Origin of the sequence: Winogradskyella sp. (assembly GCF_045105575.1) — a bacterium.
Taxonomy (GTDB): Bacteria; Bacteroidota; Bacteroidia; order Flavobacteriales; family Flavobacteriaceae; genus Winogradskyella.
On sequence record NZ_JBGCDQ010000009.1, the window covers coordinates 58,998 to 75,844 of the forward strand.

Genomic DNA, 16,847 nt, shown 5'->3' on the forward strand with positions numbered 1-16,847 from the left:
TAACAATACTAAACTATATTTTGATATATGTCAAATAACAATATACAAATCTTCGATACAACCCTTCGCGATGGTGAGCAGGTTCCTGGTTGTAAACTCAATTCTGAGCAGAAAGTGGTGATCGCAGAACAGTTAGATGCACTTGGCGTAGATGTCATAGAAGCTGGTTTTCCTGTTTCTAGTCCAGGTGATTTTAAATCAGTCGAGGCCATTTCAAAAATTGTTAAAAATGCGACGGTTTGTGGTTTAACCAGAGCTGTTGAAAACGATATCAAAGTTGCTGCGGAATCTTTAAAGTATGCTAAAAAAGCGAGAATTCATACAGGAATTGGAACGTCGGATTCTCACATTCTTCATAAATTTAAATCAAATAGAGATGCCATCATTGAACGTGCTTTTGAAGCTGTAAAATATGCCAAGTCTTTTGTGGAAGATGTAGAATTTTATGCAGAAGACGCTGGTAGAACGGATAACGAATATTTGGCAAGAGTATGTGAAGCAGCCATTAAAGCTGGTGCAACGGTCTTAAATATTCCAGATACCACAGGCTATTGTTTACCGAGCGAATATGGTGCTAAAATGAAATATTTACAAGAAAACGTCAAAGGCATTGAAAAAGCCATTTTATCTTGCCATTGCCATAACGATTTAGGTTTGGCTACAGCAAATTCTATAGAAGGCGTTATTAACGGAGCACGCCAAATTGAATGCACCATTAATGGTATTGGAGAACGCGCAGGTAATACAGCTTTAGAAGAAGTTGTGATGGTGCTAAAACAACATCCATATCTTAATTTAGATACTAATATCAATACCTCCATGTTATACGGAATGAGCCAATTGGTAAGTGATAGTATGGGAATTTACACACAACCAAATAAAGCCATTGTAGGAGCAAATGCCTTTGCGCACAGTTCGGGTATCCATCAAGATGGTGTGATTAAAAACCGAGCAACTTACGAAATCATTGATCCCAAAGACGTTGGCGTTACGGAATCTGCCATTGTATTAACAGCAAGAAGCGGAAGAGCTGCACTAGCTTATAGAGCCAAAATTGTAGGTTATGAATTAACAAAGCTTCAATTGGATGATGTTTACGCTAATTTTTTAACTTTTGCAGACCAAAAGAAAGAAATCAATGATAACGATATTCATCAAATTATTGAAACAAGCAACGTGTATCAACAAATAATTTCAGCATAAAAGATGGGTAAAACATTATTCGATAAAGTCTGGGATGCACATGTGGTCAGTAAAATAGAAAATGGGCCACAGATTTTATATATCGACAAACATTTAATACACGAAGTAACTAGTCCGCAGGCTTTCAATGAATTGGAAGAACGCGGAATTCCTGTATTTAGGCCCAATCAAATTGTGGCTACAGCGGATCACAATACTCCGACTTTAAATCAAGATCAACCGATTAAAGACGCACTTTCTAGAAAGCAATTAGAACAATTGTCTACAAACTGCAAAAAAAATAACATCACTTTATATGAGTTAGGACATGAATATAACGGTATTGTGCATGTGATGGCACCAGAACTGGGCATCACACAACCAGGAATGACGATGGTGTGTGGCGACAGTCATACGTCCACGCACGGAGCTTTTGGAGCGATTGCCTTCGGAATCGGAACAAGCCAAGTGGCACAAGTTTTTGCAAGCCAATGTTTGTTGTTAACCAAACCTAAAAGTTTAAGGGTGTCTGTTAATGGGAAACTGAAAAATGGTGTGTTACCAAAAGATGTGATTCTTTATATTATTTCGAAACTAGGTACAAATTCTGGTACAGGCTATTTCTGCGAATATGCAGGCAATGTTTTTGAAGACATGAGTATGGAAGGTCGAATGACCGTTTGCAACATGAGTATTGAAATGGGAGCACGTGGTGGTATGATTGCTCCAGATGAAACGACTTTTAACTATGTTAAAGATCGAAAATTTGCACCTCAAGGAGATGAATTTGACAAAAAAGTAGCCTATTGGAAAACCTTGCCAACAGACAACGATGCTCAATTTGATAAAGAATATCATTTTGATGCGGAAGACATAGAGCCGATGATTACCTATGGAACAAATCCAGGTATGGGAATTAAGATTTCTGAGTCGATTCCTATGGATGAAAATCCATCATTTAAAAAGTCATTAGCTTATATGAATTTTGAAGCTGGTGAAAGTTTAATTAATAAACCAATTAATTTTGTGTTTATAGGAAGTTGTACCAACTCTAGAATTGAAGATTTTAGGGTAGCAGCAAACTATATTAAAGGTAAGAAAAAAGCAGATAATGTTACCGCTTGGCTAGTGCCAGGAAGTAAACAAGTGGAAGCTCAAATCATAGAAGAAGGTCTTAAAACTGTTTTTGATGAAGCAGGATTTGAGTTGCGTCAACCAGGATGTTCAGCCTGTTTGGCTATGAATGATGATAAAATTCCACAAGGAGAATATTGCGTATCTACCTCAAACAGAAATTTTGAAGGACGTCAAGGACAAGGCTCAAGAACTATTTTGGCAAGTCCTTTGGTGGCAGCAGCGACTGCGGTTGAGGGGAAGATTGTTGATATTATGAAGTATTTGAACTAGTATAAAGGTTGTCTCCTCGAGCGCAGTCGAGAGGTTTCTTTTATTTGAAAACATGATTACAAAACAAAGGTCTCGACTGCGCTTGACCAGACAGAATTAGTAATTAAAATAGATTCCTGCCTTAACAGGAAGTAGTATGGAAAAATTTATAACACTAAAATCCAAAGCCATTCCTCTAAATATTGAGAATGTTGACACTGATCAAATTATACCTGCACGCTTTTTAAAAGCGACAGATCGAAAAGGTTTTGGTGATAATGTATTTCGAGATTGGAGATATCATAAAGATGGTTCGGTGAATACGGACTTTATTTTAAATAATTCTAAATATTCAGGAAGTATATTGGTTGCTGGAGATAATTTTGGCTGTGGATCAAGCAGAGAACATGCAGCTTGGGCAATTACAGACTTTGGATTTAAAGTGGTGGTGTCGAGTTTCTTTGCTGATATTTTTAAGGGAAATGCTTTAAATAATGGTTTGCTTCCAGTTCAAGTTTCGGCTGAATTTTTAAAGAAATTGTTAGAACAAGTGACGGCACATCCTGAAACAGAGCTAGTGGTGGATCTTCAAAATCAAACGATTTTAGTGGAACATTCAGATTTATCAGAAAATTTTGAAATAGATGCTTATAAAAAAACCTGTATGATTAATGGTTACGATGATATTGATTATCTTGTAAACAATAAATCATTAATTGAGGCTTTTGAAGCTCAAAGAATGCACTAAACGAAATGGTTTAATGTTTTTGAAAACAAAAATTAAACCGAAACAAAAATTAAAAATAAACTAACTAATTAATTGAAAGTATGGTGAAATTCCTGCTTTCGCTCCATTGTATGAAATTAAAAATTGCCGTTTTACCTGGAGATGGTATTGGACCAGAAGTTACAAACCAAGCCATAAGAGCTTTAAAAGCTATTGCTTCCGAATTTAATCATAATTTTAAATTCACCTACGCAGATGTTGGTGCTGTCGCTATTGACAAACACAACGATCCTTTACCAGAAGCAACCTTAGACTTGTGTAAGTCTACAGATGCCATTTTATTTGGTGCTATTGGTGATCCTAAATACGATAATAATCCATTGTCTAAAGTGCGTCCTGAACAAGGCTTACTCAAATTACGTAAAGAATTAGGTTTGTATGCCAATATTAGACCTGTTAGTGCTTACGATAGTTTGTTAGATAAATCTCCATTGAAAGAGCATATTATTAAAGGTGTGGATATTAGTATCTATAGAGAATTAACTGGTGGTATTTATTTTGGCGAAAAATATACATCTAAAGATGGAGATTTTGCATCCGATTTATGTGCCTATTCAAGAGAAGAAATTGAACGGATTGCGCATTTAGCATTTCGTGCTGCGGAACTTAGAAAAAACAAAGTCACGTTGGTCGATAAAGCTAATGTTTTAGAAACATCTAGACTTTGGCGAAACGTAGTAAAAGAAGTCGCTGAAAATTATCCAGATGTAACGCTCGATTTTCTTTTTGTAGATAATGCAGCCATGCAAATGATATTAAACCCAAAGCAGTTCGATGTTATTTTAACTGAAAATATGTTTGGTGACATTATCAGTGATGAAGCCAGTGTTATTGGTGGTTCTATAGGTTTGTTAGCATCAGCGTCGGTTGGTGATACATATGCTATGTTTGAGCCTATTCACGGCTCTTATCCACAGGCAGCAAATAGAGGCATTGCAAATCCAATTGCGTCTATATTGTCTGCGGCAATGTTATTAAGCCATTTTGAATTACACAATGAAGCCGAACTCATACGACTGGCTGTAGAAAAGTCATTAAAATTAAATATTTCAACTCCAGATATCAATAGTAAGTATGATAACGTCACCACAAGTAAAGTTGGTGAATTCATTGAAGATTTTATAAATAATCCTAAAGACACCAACATGAATTTTGCCAACATTCATTTGGGTCAATCTACAATCATATAAATTATGCCCATAGAACCAAAATTAAAACGTTTTAACCAAAACGTTTTATCAAAATACCAGATATACAATAGTATTTTTATGACCTTACCGTTTGATACCATTTCAAAAACGGTAACACTTTTGCCTTTGTTTTATGAAACGTGTAAAACAGGTTTTGCAAAACAAGAAGATCCAACGACTATTGTGGATACTTTTTTTAAGAAATATCAAGCTAGAAGATCTCCTGAGAGTCAAATCAATTTGTTGTTTCGCTTTATTCAATATATAGAAAGACAGGTCGTTTTATTTGATGCAGTTGAAGATGCCGCTTTTCCTATTGTAAATAATATGGAAGGTATCGGAACGCTAAGAAACCTAAAAGAAAGTGCTTTTGCAGAACATAAAAAACAAGTGTTGCAAGATTATTTGGAATCATTTAAAGTACGAATTGTTTTAACAGCGCATCCAACACAATTTTATCCAGGTACCGTTTTAGGGATTATTACAGATTTGGCAGAAGCTATAAAGGAAGATAATCTCACAGAAATTAATAACCTTTTAGGGCAGTTGGGAAAAACTCCCTTCTTTAAAGATAAAAAACCGACACCTTACGATGAGGCTATCAACCTTATATGGTATTTGAAGAATGTGTTTTATGAATCGTTTGGTGGAATTTACGATTACATTCAGCAAAATATTTTTGATGATAAGGTCATTGATAATTCAATCATTAATATCGGTTTTTGGCCAGGTGGAGATCGCGATGGTAATCCATTTGTAACTCCTCAGATCACTTTGGGTGTGGCTAAAAAATTAAAAGAATCGATTATTAAAAATTACATCAAGGACATTAAATATTTAAGGCGTCGATTAACGTTTAAAGGGATTAGGGAGCGTATAGTTGATTTAAATCATAGGTTACACAACACACTCTTACATAAATCTGAAGCGAGTCAAATTACATTGGCTGATTTTAGAGCTGAGTTAAATAACATAAGAACGATTCTCATAGAAGAACATCAATCCTTATATGTAGATCAATTAACCACACTAATTAATAGAACAACCTTGTTTGGTTACCACTTTGCGAGTTTGGATATAAGACAAGATAGCCGTGTGCACGATGCCATGTTTAGAGCATTGGTTGGAGAGCTGATTGCCAATGATAGTGATTTGTTTCCTTCAAATTTCTTTGAATTAGAGCTAAATGAACAACTCAAACACCTAGCTGAAATTAAGGGAACTATTGGAGATATTGTGTTTAAGGACGAGTCAGCAATTAATATTGTTGAAACGATTAAGGCGATGAAATTTATTCAAGACAGTAATGGCGAAATAGCATGTAACCGTTATATTATTAGTAATAATCAAACGACACTTAATGTGCTGCAACTTTTTGCTATGTTAAAGATTATTGCTTTTGGAGATGATCTTACGGCAGATGTGGTGCCACTTTTTGAAACAGTTCCAGATCTTTTGGCAGCTCCGCAAGTGATGGAAGATTTATACTCTAATCCTAATTATAGAACCCATGTAGCAGCAAGGGGAAATAAGCAAACCATAATGTTAGGGTTTAGTGATGGCACTAAAGATGGTGGCTACTTAATGGCAAATTGGGCGATTTATAAAGCAAAAGAAGCCTTAACGACATTGTCTAGAAAGTACGATATAGATGTTATATTTTTTGATGGTCGTGGTGGACCACCAGCAAGAGGTGGTGGAAAAACGCATCAGTTTTATGCGTCTTTAGGACCAACTATTGAAGATAAAGAAATTCAATTAACCATTCAAGGTCAAACCATAAGTTCTAATTTCGGAACCTTAGATTCTTCTCAGTATAATATGGAGCAACTGATAAGTTCTGGAATATCAAACCATATTAGCGATAAGAATTTAGAGATGAGTAGTGCTGATAAGTTGGTTATGGACGATTTAGCCAATCTCAGTTATAAAGCCTATGTAGATTTTAAAAAACATCCGAAGTTTTTGTCATATTTAGAGAAAATGAGTACGCTGCAATACTACGCTAAAACCAATATAGGAAGTCGTCCATCTAAAAGAGGAAAGTCTGAAGGTTTGGTTTTTGCAGATTTAAGAGCCATTCCTTTTGTAGGGTCTTGGAGTCAGCTAAAGCAAAATGTGCCTGGGTTTTATGGAGTAGGTACAGCGTTGAAGTTTTATGAGGATAAAGGTGAATTTGAAAAAGTGCAACAGTTGTATAAAGCGTCTCGTTTTTTCAGAACGTTAATCGCCAATAGTATGATGTCCTTGTCCAAATCGTTTTTCGATTTAACAAGATACATGTCTCAAGATCCCGAATATGGTGCCTTTTGGAATATTATTTATGAAGAATATGAAACGTCAAAACGACTTATTTTAAAACTTTCAGGCTTCACGGAACTTATGGAGAATGAACCCATAGATAAAGCTTCCATTGCTGTTAGAGAATCTATAGTATTGCCTTTAATAACAATTCAGCAATACGCATTAAAAAGGATTCAAGAGCTTGAAAAAGCTGAGGTTAAAGATGAAGCACAAATTGAAATTTTCAAAAAAATGGTTACCAGATCTTTATTTGGTAATATCAATGCGAGTCGTAATTCGGCTTAACCACATTCCTGCGTAGGCAGGAATCTCTTATATAGAAACATAAAGCCTACTGAGTTTTCAACTTGGTAGGCTTTTTTAGTTGGTTGTAAAGCTAACAAAAGCGCTTTGTCTTGATTGTTTTTTTAATTTTTCGTTTAAAGTTATTGACCTAGTAGGTTTTCAAAACCTTGCAGGTCTTAATAAAAAAGTTAAACCAGATAAAGTCATTATTTTTTAGATTCTGGCCGTTTCAAAAGAAATTAAGATGAAATGGTTTTTTAATACTTACAAGTTAAGTTGAATAGGCTTCACAAGTTTTTAATCCCCAAAGCTTTCAGGACTGTGAGGTTTATTTGGTAACAAAAAAACCCTCCAAGATTAAACTCAGAGGGCTTTCCCTAACAACTAATTAAATTATTTAAATCAGACGTTTCATATTTTCAAAACCTTAAAGGTTTTCGTTTCATTTTAATGCTCATTCAATCTAAAATCTGGATAAGCATCCATGCCATGTTCGTGCGCATCTAGACCTTCTAATTCTTCACGTTCAGAAACTCTAATACCTACGGTTTTCTTCATAATAAATATAATTAGGAATGAAGACACGATACAAAGCGCAGCATAAGAGGCAACACCAATCAGTTGACTAACAAATTGTGCTCCACTAGCTATGGCACCAAAGATACCAACAGCTAAAGTTCCCCAAATACCACATGCCAAATGTACTGCAATCGCTCCAACAGGATCATCTAATTTTAGTTTGTCAATTAAAGCTACAGCAAAGACGATAATGGCACCTGCAATGGCTCCAATCAGAATGGCATCAGTCGGACTCATTTGGTCTGCACCAGCTGTAATACCAACAAGTCCACCTAAGATTCCATTAAGAAACATGGTTAAATCTAAATTTTTATAGCGTAATGTCGAAACTAAAGCGGCAACAACTCCGCCTGCTGCAGCAGCTAAACAGGTGGTGACTAAAGTTAATGATGTTAATGCAGGATCTGCGGATAATACAGAGCCACCATTAAAACCAAACCAACCCAACCATAGGATAATTACACCAGCCGTTGCTAATGGAATGTTATGTCCAGGAATCGCTTGTGGTTTTCCATCTTTAAATTTACCAATTCTAGACCCTAATAAGTAAACTGCAACAAGTGCAGCCCATCCACCAACAGAGTGAACTAATGTAGAACCTGCGAAATCATAAAATGGTGTTTCAAGCGTTTGCAAAAATCCGCCTCCCCATTTCCAAGAACCAGCAAGCGGGTAAATAAAACCAACATATATTACTGTAAACACCATAAAAGGTCCTATTTTCATACGTTCTGCCACAGCTCCAGATACAATGGTTGCTGCTGTCGCTGCAAACATCCCTTGAAATAAGAAATCTGTCCAGTAGGTGTAGCCTTCATTATAAGTTAAGTCTAAAGTTCCAGCATCTGTAAGTGGCGAGCTTAAACCAAGTGAGAAATCTCCTAAAATTCCCCATGTACCTTCCGTCCAAGTGGGATACATTAAGTTAAAACCAATTATTGCATATAAAAGTAATCCTACCGTAATAATAAAGATGTTTTTAAATAAAATATTAATCGTGTTTTTTTGACGTGTCAATCCGATTTCTAAAAATGCAAAACCTAAGTGCATAAAGAAAACGAGTGCTGTACAGATCATCATCCATACATTATTTGTAGTTAATAATTCCATGTGTTTTATTTTAAAGTTTGTCCTCCTTTGTCTCCTGTTCGTATTCTATAGCATTCTTCGATGTTCGACACGAAGATTTTACCATCTCCAACATCACCTGTGGATGCGGCTTCTATAATGGTTTTTATAGTAATGTCTTCAAAATCATCATTAACAACGATGGATAGGTAGCGTCGTTGTATGTCGCTAGTACTGTAAGAGACACCTCTGTAAACATGTCCTTCTTTTTCATTTCCAAGTCCTGTAACATCCCAATAAGAGAAGAAATTGACTCCGACTTCGTGAAGTGCTTTTTTTACCTTAGAAAACATTGATTTTCTAATAATGGCTTCAACTTTTTTCATAAAAAAATATTTAGTTAGATCACAAATCTATATAAAGTTTAATTATACCCTTGTAAAAAAAGGGGTTTCAACTTATTTTTACGAATATTTTATTTTACACCCTATAAAATTTAGCATAAATTAATTTTTAACCACTTTAGGTCTTTTTTGTATAAGACTGATAGAAACAAAAACCTTCGATGCTTAAGCTTCGAAGGTTTTCTTTAACAACAACAACTAATTATCTAAACCATCAATTTTAAAACTATTAGTATTTTTTTATATGTAAAGTATATTTGGGTTAACCTCTATCTCTTTTTCCTGGGAAAGCTATTTCGCCGTGTTCTGATAAATCAAGACCAACCGTTTCTTCTTCTTCGGTAACTCTAAGACCCAATGTAGATTTAAGTATTTTAAAGACAATGTAAGATAAAAGTACAGCCCATACTGCATAAGCCAAACTACCTAAAGCTTGCACACCTAATTGACCTGCTCCACCTCCGTTAAAAAGTCCAATACCTGTATCTCCATCAACTCCCCATAGACCAATAACAATAGTTCCCCATACACCAGCTACACCATGAACAGAAGCTGCTCCGATAGCATCATCAATTTTAAGTTTTTTCTCAATAAATTCAATTGAGAATACAACAATTATACCACCTATAAGTCCTGCAACAACAGCTCCTACGGCAGTCATGTTTCCACAACCAGCAGTAATACTAACTAATCCCGCTAGTGCACCATTTAAGGTTTGAGGTAAGTTTGGTTTTCCGTACCAAATCCATGTTGTTACTAATGCACCAAGTCCACCTGCAGCTGCAGCCAAATTTGTAATTAATACAACATTTGATGCACCAATAGCGTCAGCGCCTCCCCAAGCAAGTTGAGATCCACCATTAAAACCAAACCATCCTAACCAAAGAATAAATACACCTAAGGTTGCTAATATTTGGTTGTGTCCTGGAATCGAAAATACTTTACCGTCAACAAATTTACCAATTCTTGGTCCTACCATAATCGCAGCCACTAACGCAGCCCATCCGCCAACAGAGTGTACAACAGAAGATCCTGCAAAATCAATAAATCCTAAATTAGTCAACCAACCAGATCCTTGCCATTGCCATCCACCTGCAATAGGATAGATTAATGCAGTCATTACAATAGAAAATATAGCATAGGTTGAGTATTTAGTTCGGCCCGCAATTGCTCCAGAGACAATAGTTGCTGCTGTTGCAGCAAACATGGTTTGGAAAAATAAATCGGCACCTTCACCTTGCATTAGACCACTCCAGAAAAACCATCCGTTTGATGTTTCTCCATACATCAATGAGTAACCAACTAACCAATATGTTATCGAGCCCACACAAATATCTAATAGGTTTTTCATTGCAATGTTAGCCGCATTTTTAGAGCGTGTCATTCCGGTTTCAACTAGTGTAAAACCTGCTTGCATAAAGAATACTAAGATACCCGAAAGAAGCATCCAAAGCATTCCCATATCTCCATTTATGGCAGCAACAGCTGCTTCAATTTCTGTAGGTTCAGCAGTATCTTGCACTGCTGTAAGAGTTGGGATAAGTGTTAAGAAATTAGTTAGCATAATTATGTATTTTAGTTAGTGTTTATTTAAAATGTATAAATGGCAGCTAAAGTAAATGCACTTAAGCTACTAGCTGGTGCGCCATCATTGTTAAGTACATTGCCATAAAGACCTCCATCAGCATCTGTTAAAGAGTCTAGTCTTAATTCTGGCTTTATAATTAAGTTGCTGTCAACAGTGTAACTGCCAGTTAACGTTAATCCTAAAACACTTGGGTAATCTACGGCATCATCGTCACCGTGCAATGCAAAATATTCACCTCTTAAGCCAATACTAAAATCATCAGATGTAGCATATTGTGGGTAAAGCGCAGCTCCGTAAAAACCACTTCCATCATTCTCGTTATATGCAGCATTGATACCTAAGAAAAATTCATCAGAAAGATCAAAACCACCTGTATAATCTATTTCAAAACCTAAACCACCATTATTACCACTATCGTAGTATAAGTTTAAGAATTGACCAGAGTAGCCTAATTGAGCACCAAAAGAATATTCACCTGTTGTAGACGTGTTATTAGTATCCCAAGGGTTCATCACTGCTAACATTAAACTGAAATCCTCAGATAAAGCAAAATCAGCTTTTAAACCTACATGAGAGAAAGGTCCACTAGAAAATAAGTAAGATGTGCTGTAGTTGAAGTTTGCTGCAGGTGCAATAACTTCGTAACCTAAAAACGTGTTAAAACGTCCAAATGTTAAGGTCGTACTTTCGGAAACATTCCAATATGCGTAAGCTTGATTCACAATACCATCAACAATATCGTTGCTAAAAGTAGCGCCAGCTCCTCTTGGTCCAACAACTAAATCTAAAACGGCACCTACTTTGCCACTTTCATAGCTCGCAATTAGGTTTCCCATACCAACGGCAAATCCTGTTTGATCTGCAAATGCAGTTCCGAAGGTTACTCCAGCGTCATCAGGCGCAGATAAGTAAGTTTGGTAATATGCGTCAACACTTCCAGAAAGTGTAAACTTTTTAGCGACTGCAGTAGAATCTTGTGCAGTTAAAACTATCGACATTAAAAATAATGTTAGAGTAAAAATTTTTTTCATAATATTTAATATTTCGTGGTTTGAAGTGTAAATCTATTTTATTTAATTTATAACCCATAAAGAAATAGGGTATTAAAGTTTATTTTTATGAATATTTTATTTTATACCCTATAATTTTTAGGGTTAAAATTAATTATACTTGTTTTTGTGTGAAATTGATAATCTGAATTTTCAATAATTTGACAAAAATGTTTATTTCCTTAAAGAATAATTAGTTTTTTATTCATATCGCAAACGTTTTCGCAATAAAAAGGATTTTTTGTTAAATATTTTTCATTACTTATTTAGTAGTATATGTCAGTATAATTATCAAATTTTCATTTAGAATGCGCATAATTATCAATATGGGAAAAGTGTTTCTTCTTTTCTTTTAATCGAATTTTTGACCTTATATTAGAGAGGTAATAAGGTGTTAAAGCCTTTAAAAATTTGCAAGATTATGTATAAGAAACAAGGCCTTTATTCACCAGAATTTGAACACGAAAATTGTGGCGCAGGATTTATCTGTAACCTTAAGGGAGAAAAGACAAATCAAATCATACATGATGCGCTAGAGATTCTTGTAAAATTAGAACATCGTGGTGGAGTAAGTTCGGATGGAAAAACTGGAGATGGTGCTGGTTTATTAATAGATATACCGCATGCTTATTTTAAACGCGTTTGTGGTTTTAAAGTTCCTGTAAAAGGAAAGTATGCTGTCGGAATGGTATTTCTTCCTAAAAATAGAAACCAATATAAGTTTTGTAAAGACACGTTTGAAAAGGAAATCATAGCTCAAGGATTATCGATTATAGGATGGAGAGAAGTGCCGGTAGATTCTACACAACTGGGAGAAATCGCTTTAGCATCAGAACCTAATATAGAACAACTGTTCGTTGGAAAATCGAATGAAGTTTCTGAAGCTGATTTTAAAGCAAAATTATACGCAGCACGAAAAATAACAGAGCACACCGTTAGAAAATCTAAGATGTCGCAAAGTTCTTATTTCTACGTGTCAAGTTTATCTATGAATACGCTTATATATAAAGGTATTATTATGCCTGAAGATATTGGGCCTTATTATAAAGATTTACAAGAAGACGATTTAGTAACACGTTTGGCTTTAGTACATCAGCGTTTTTCTACGAATACAATGCCGACTTGGGAATTGGCGCAGCCCTTCCGATTTATGTGTCAGAATGGAGAAATAAATACACTGCGTGGTAATGTGAGTCGAATGCGAGTACGTGAAGAAATCATGAAAAGCGACGTTTTTGGACCGCAAATAGATAAGTTGTTTCCTATTATTTTACCCGGAAAATCAGATTCTGCCTCTATGGATATGGTGGTGGAATTATTAACACATACGGGTCGTTCATTGCCAGAGGTGATGATGATGATGATTCCTGAAGCATGGGAAAAACACGCTACCATGTCGCCAGAGCGTAAAGCGTTTTACGATTACAACTCTTGTATTATGGAGCCTTGGGATGGACCAGCTTCTGTGCCTTTTACAGATGGAAATTATATTGGTGCATTGCTTGATAGAAACGGATTAAGACCATCAAGATATACCGTGACTAAAAGCGGGAAACTGATTATGTCTTCAGAAATCGGAGTGGTTGAGATCGCACCAGAAGATGTAGAAAGTCATGGTCGTTTAGAACCTGGCAAAATGTTTTTGGTTGATATGAACCAAGGTCGTATTATCAATGATGAAGAAATAAAAAGTAAGATTGTTAGAGAAAGGCCGTATCAAGAATGGTTAGATAAAACAAGAATACACTTAAAAGATATTCCTTACACAGGTGAAACCTGTCCTATTGAACTTTTAGATATAAAAACGAGGCAACGTCTCTTTAACTATACGTTCGAAGATATTCAAGAAGTCATTACACCAATGGCTCAAAAAGCAAAAGAAGCTTTAGGTTCAATGGGAACTGACACACCTTTAGCCGTGTTATCTAATAAGCCTCAGTTAATTTCAAATTACTTTAAACAGTTATTTGCTCAGGTTACCAATCCGCCTTTAGATGGAATTCGTGAAGAAATCGTAACAGACATTAGCTTATCATTAGGAAAAGATCGCAATATTTTTAGCATTACCGAAAGACAATGTAGAAAGTTGAAAATTCAGAATCCTGTAATATCGAATGACGATTTAGAAAAAATACGACACATTTCGGTTGAAGGGTTTAAGGCCGAAACGATCGAGCTTTTATACCAAAAAGATAAAGGGCTTAATGGACTTGAAGATGCCTTGGATACTGTTATTACTCAAATTGAAAAAGCCTTAGAACGAAAGACAAACATTATCATTTTATCAGATAGAGGCGTGAGCAAAGAATTGGCACCTATTCCTGCGTTATTAGCCTGTTCTTATGTCAGTCACCAGATGAATCGTTTGCGTAAGCGTTCATATTTCGATATTATAATAGAGTCTGCAGAACCACGCGAACCACATCATTTCGCCACCTTATTTGGTTATGGTGCAAGCGCTGTAAACCCTTATATGGTGAACGAAATTATTAGAGCGCAAGTAAAAGAAGGCTTCATTACGGATATGGATGAGCAAAAAGCGGTCGATAATTTCAACAAAGCGATTGGAAAAGGTATTTTAAAAGTGATGAACAAAATAGGCATCTCAACATTACGTTCATATCGAGGTTCTCAGATATTCGAAATCGTTGGTTTCAACTCGCAATTCGTAGAAAAATATTTTCCTTACACCACATCAAGAATTGAAGGTATTGGACTTTATGAAATCGAAAAAGAAATCGATAAACGTTATAAATATGCCTATCCAAATTCTGAAGTCGATAAGCGTTTAGGTTTAAATATTGGAGGCGATTACAGGTGGAGACGTAACGGAGAAAAGCACTTATTTAATCCAACAACAGTTGCGAAATTGCAACAAGCTGTGCGATTGAGCGATCAAGATAGTTATGATGTTTATGCGAAAGCCATTAATGAACAATCTGAAAATCTAATGACCATTCGTGGCTTGTTCGAGTTTAATAATATTGATCCTATTCCGCTAGAGGAAGTAGAGCCTTGGACAGAAATTGTAAAACGTTTCAAAACGGGTGCCATGTCGTATGGTTCAATTTCGAGAGAAGCACACGAAAATTTAGCGATTGCCATGAACAGAATTGGAGGAAAATCTAATTCGGGTGAAGGAGGAGAAGATCGTAATCGTTTTCAGCCAGATGTAAATGGTGATAGCCGGAATTCGGCAATAAAACAAGTGGCTTCTGGTCGTTTTGGAGTGACTTCTCATTATTTAACCAATGCTAGAGAGATTCAAATTAAAATGGCTCAAGGTGCAAAGCCAGGAGAAGGCGGTCAGTTGCCTGGTGAAAAAGTATTACCATGGATTGCCGCAGCACGAAATTCAACACCATTCGTTGGGTTAATTTCGCCACCACCACATCACGATATTTATTCAATTGAAGATTTAGCTCAACTCATTTACGATTTAAAAAATGCGAATCGCGAAGCCAGAATTAATGTAAAGTTAGTGTCTGAAGTTGGAGTAGGAACCATCGCAGCTGGTGTTGCAAAAGCAAAAGCAGATGTGGTTTTAATTTCAGGTTATGATGGAGGAACAGGCGCTTCACCTTTAACCTCATTAAAGCATGCAGGTTTGCCTTGGGAACTTGGTTTAGCAGAAGCACAACAAACTTTAGTACTTAATAATTTAAGAAGTCGAATCGTAGTAGAATGTGATGGGCAATTAAAAACAGGACGTGATGTTGCGATTGCAGCATTATTAGGTGCAGAAGAATTCGGTTTTGCTACAGCACCTTTGGTTGCTTCAGGGTGCATTATGATGCGAAAGTGCCATTTAAATACCTGTCCGGTCGGAATTGCTACACAAGATAAAACCTTGCGTAAGAACTTTAAAGGAACACCAGAACACGTCATTAATTTCTTCTATTATATCGCTGAAGAATTGAGAAGCATTATGGCAGAATTAGGATTCAGATCTATGTCGGAAATGGTTGGTCAGACACATAAGATAAATGCGAATAAAGCCATAAAGCACTATAAAGCCAAAGGTTTAGATTTATCTTCAATCTTGCACAGACCAGCGGAATATGCTCAGATGCCAGTTAAAAATACAGGACGGCAAGAACACAATCTCGACAATGTTTTAGATTTTAAAATATTAAAGGATTCGCATCGTGCTTTATATCGAAAAGAGCAAATGACATTGGCTTATCCAATTAAAAATACCAACCGTACAGTTGGGGCAATTGTGAGTAATGAGATTTCAAAAATATATGGCCATTTAGGTTTACCTGAAGATACACTTAATATCAATTTTCAAGGTTCTGCAGGACAGAGTTTCGGTGCGTTTGGAGCACACGGATTAACGTTCAATCTCGAAGGAAACACCAATGATTACCTAGGGAAAGGTTTATCGGGAGCAAAATTAATCGTGAAGAAACCGGCAAAAGCAGATTTCGTGGCACAAGACAATATCATCATTGGTAATGTTTGTCTGTTCGGAGCTGTAGAAGGACAGGCTTACATCAACGGCATTGCTGGCGAACGTTTTGCGGTTAGAAACTCTGGTGCTATTGCTGTTGTAGAGGGTGTCGGTGATCATTGTTGCGAATATATGACGGGTGGAAAAGTGGTCGTTCTTGGTAAAACAGGTCGAAATTTTGCAGCAGGTATGAGTGGGGGTATCGCTTATGTTTACGATCCGGAAGACAAATTTGTAAACGGATTATGTAATACCGAAACTATCGAATTTGAGAAGATTCTTAAAAAAGATGGAAATGACTTAAAAGGGTTGATTGAAAAACATGTAAAATATACTGATAGTCAGTTAGGTCAATCGTTATTAGCAAATTGGGAAACGAGCTTAAGTAATTTTGTAAGAGTGATGCCAACGGAATACAAACGTGCATTGAAGCGTTTGGAAACGGAGGAGCCAATGGTTGAAGAATTAGAAATAGTTTAGTGATAAGTTGTTTTTAAAATCCTGCAAGGTCTTGGAGACCTTGTAGGTATAAATGACAAATCTATACCTAAAGGGTTTTAGAAATCCTG

10 protein-coding genes are annotated in these 16,847 nt (G+C 36.0%); 6 read left to right on the forward strand and 4 right to left on the reverse strand.

The window, feature by feature from the left end:
* The first annotated feature begins 27 nt into the window (after window positions 1-27).
* The 5 genes from AB8B52_RS02145 to AB8B52_RS02165 all read left to right on the forward strand — a co-directional run bounded on the left by AB8B52_RS02145 (window position 28) and on the right by AB8B52_RS02165 (window position 7,134).
* Window positions 28-1,203: a 2-isopropylmalate synthase gene (locus AB8B52_RS02145; protein WP_406024775.1), complete on the forward strand. Its 1,176-nt coding sequence runs from the start codon at window positions 28-30 to the stop codon at window positions 1,201-1,203.
* Between the two features lie 3 nt (window positions 1,204-1,206).
* A complete protein-coding gene (leuC, locus tag AB8B52_RS02150; RefSeq protein ID WP_406024777.1) occupies window positions 1,207-2,589 on the forward strand; it encodes a 3-isopropylmalate dehydratase large subunit in 1,383 nt (460 codons plus the stop codon).
* A gap of 136 nt (window positions 2,590-2,725) precedes the next feature.
* A complete protein-coding gene (leuD, locus tag AB8B52_RS02155) occupies window positions 2,726-3,316 on the forward strand; it encodes a 3-isopropylmalate dehydratase small subunit (RefSeq protein WP_406024778.1) in 591 nt (196 codons plus the stop codon).
* A gap of 110 nt (window positions 3,317-3,426) precedes the next feature.
* Window positions 3,427-4,545, forward strand: a complete 1,119-nt coding sequence (gene leuB, locus AB8B52_RS02160) for a 3-isopropylmalate dehydrogenase (RefSeq protein ID WP_406024780.1) — start codon at window positions 3,427-3,429, stop codon at window positions 4,543-4,545.
* Window positions 4,546-4,548: 3 nt separating this feature from the next.
* Window positions 4,549-7,134, forward strand: a complete 2,586-nt coding sequence (locus AB8B52_RS02165; RefSeq protein ID WP_406024782.1) for a phosphoenolpyruvate carboxylase — start codon at window positions 4,549-4,551, stop codon at window positions 7,132-7,134.
* Between the two features lie 447 nt (window positions 7,135-7,581).
* Here AB8B52_RS02165 and AB8B52_RS02170 read toward each other — a convergent pair whose 3' ends face one another.
* The 4 genes from AB8B52_RS02170 to AB8B52_RS02185 form a co-directional block, all read right to left on the reverse strand.
* The gene (locus AB8B52_RS02170; protein ID WP_406024784.1) at window positions 7,582-8,823 is read right to left on the reverse strand and encodes an ammonium transporter; all 1,242 of its coding nucleotides are present in this window, start codon (window positions 8,821-8,823) and stop codon (window positions 7,582-7,584) included.
* A 5-nt stretch (window positions 8,824-8,828) separates the two neighbouring features.
* Window positions 8,829-9,167: a P-II family nitrogen regulator gene (locus AB8B52_RS02175; protein WP_406024786.1), complete on the reverse strand. Its 339-nt coding sequence runs from the start codon at window positions 9,165-9,167 to the stop codon at window positions 8,829-8,831.
* Window positions 9,168-9,447: 280 nt separating this feature from the next.
* Complete coding sequence (locus tag AB8B52_RS02180; protein ID WP_406024788.1) at window positions 9,448-10,749, reverse strand: ammonium transporter; 1,302 nt, start codon at window positions 10,747-10,749, stop codon at window positions 9,448-9,450.
* Window positions 10,750-10,775: 26 nt separating this feature from the next.
* The gene (locus tag AB8B52_RS02185; protein ID WP_406024790.1) at window positions 10,776-11,804 is read right to left on the reverse strand and encodes an outer membrane beta-barrel protein; all 1,029 of its coding nucleotides are present in this window, start codon (window positions 11,802-11,804) and stop codon (window positions 10,776-10,778) included.
* A gap of 439 nt (window positions 11,805-12,243) precedes the next feature.
* Here AB8B52_RS02185 and gltB point away from each other — a divergent pair, with 439 nt between their 5' ends.
* Window positions 12,244-16,758, forward strand: a complete 4,515-nt coding sequence (gene gltB, locus AB8B52_RS02190; protein ID WP_406024792.1) for a glutamate synthase large subunit — start codon at window positions 12,244-12,246, stop codon at window positions 16,756-16,758.
* Window positions 16,759-16,847: the final 89 nt, after the last annotated feature.

What these genes read in the sequence shown, in the direction of transcription:
- AB8B52_RS02145 (WP_406024775.1), top strand. Translation starts at nt 28, where the DNA reads ATGTCAAATAACAATATACAAATCTTCGATACAACCCTTCGCGATGGT.
- leuC (WP_406024777.1), top strand. Translation starts at nt 1,207, where the DNA reads ATGGGTAAAACATTATTCGATAAAGTCTGGGATGCACATGTGGTCAGT.
- leuD (WP_406024778.1), top strand. Translation starts at nt 2,726, where the DNA reads ATGGAAAAATTTATAACACTAAAATCCAAAGCCATTCCTCTAAATATT.
- leuB (WP_406024780.1), top strand. Translation starts at nt 3,427, where the DNA reads ATGAAATTAAAAATTGCCGTTTTACCTGGAGATGGTATTGGACCAGAA.
- AB8B52_RS02165 (WP_406024782.1), top strand. Translation starts at nt 4,549, where the DNA reads ATGCCCATAGAACCAAAATTAAAACGTTTTAACCAAAACGTTTTATCA.
- AB8B52_RS02170 (WP_406024784.1), bottom strand. Translation starts at nt 8,823, where the DNA reads ATGGAATTATTAACTACAAATAATGTATGGATGATGATCTGTACAGCA.
- AB8B52_RS02175 (WP_406024786.1), bottom strand. Translation starts at nt 9,167, where the DNA reads ATGAAAAAAGTTGAAGCCATTATTAGAAAATCAATGTTTTCTAAGGTA.
- AB8B52_RS02180 (WP_406024788.1), bottom strand. Translation starts at nt 10,749, where the DNA reads ATGCTAACTAATTTCTTAACACTTATCCCAACTCTTACAGCAGTGCAA.
- AB8B52_RS02185 (WP_406024790.1), bottom strand. Translation starts at nt 11,804, where the DNA reads ATGAAAAAAATTTTTACTCTAACATTATTTTTAATGTCGATAGTTTTA.
- gltB (WP_406024792.1), top strand. Translation starts at nt 12,244, where the DNA reads ATGTATAAGAAACAAGGCCTTTATTCACCAGAATTTGAACACGAAAAT.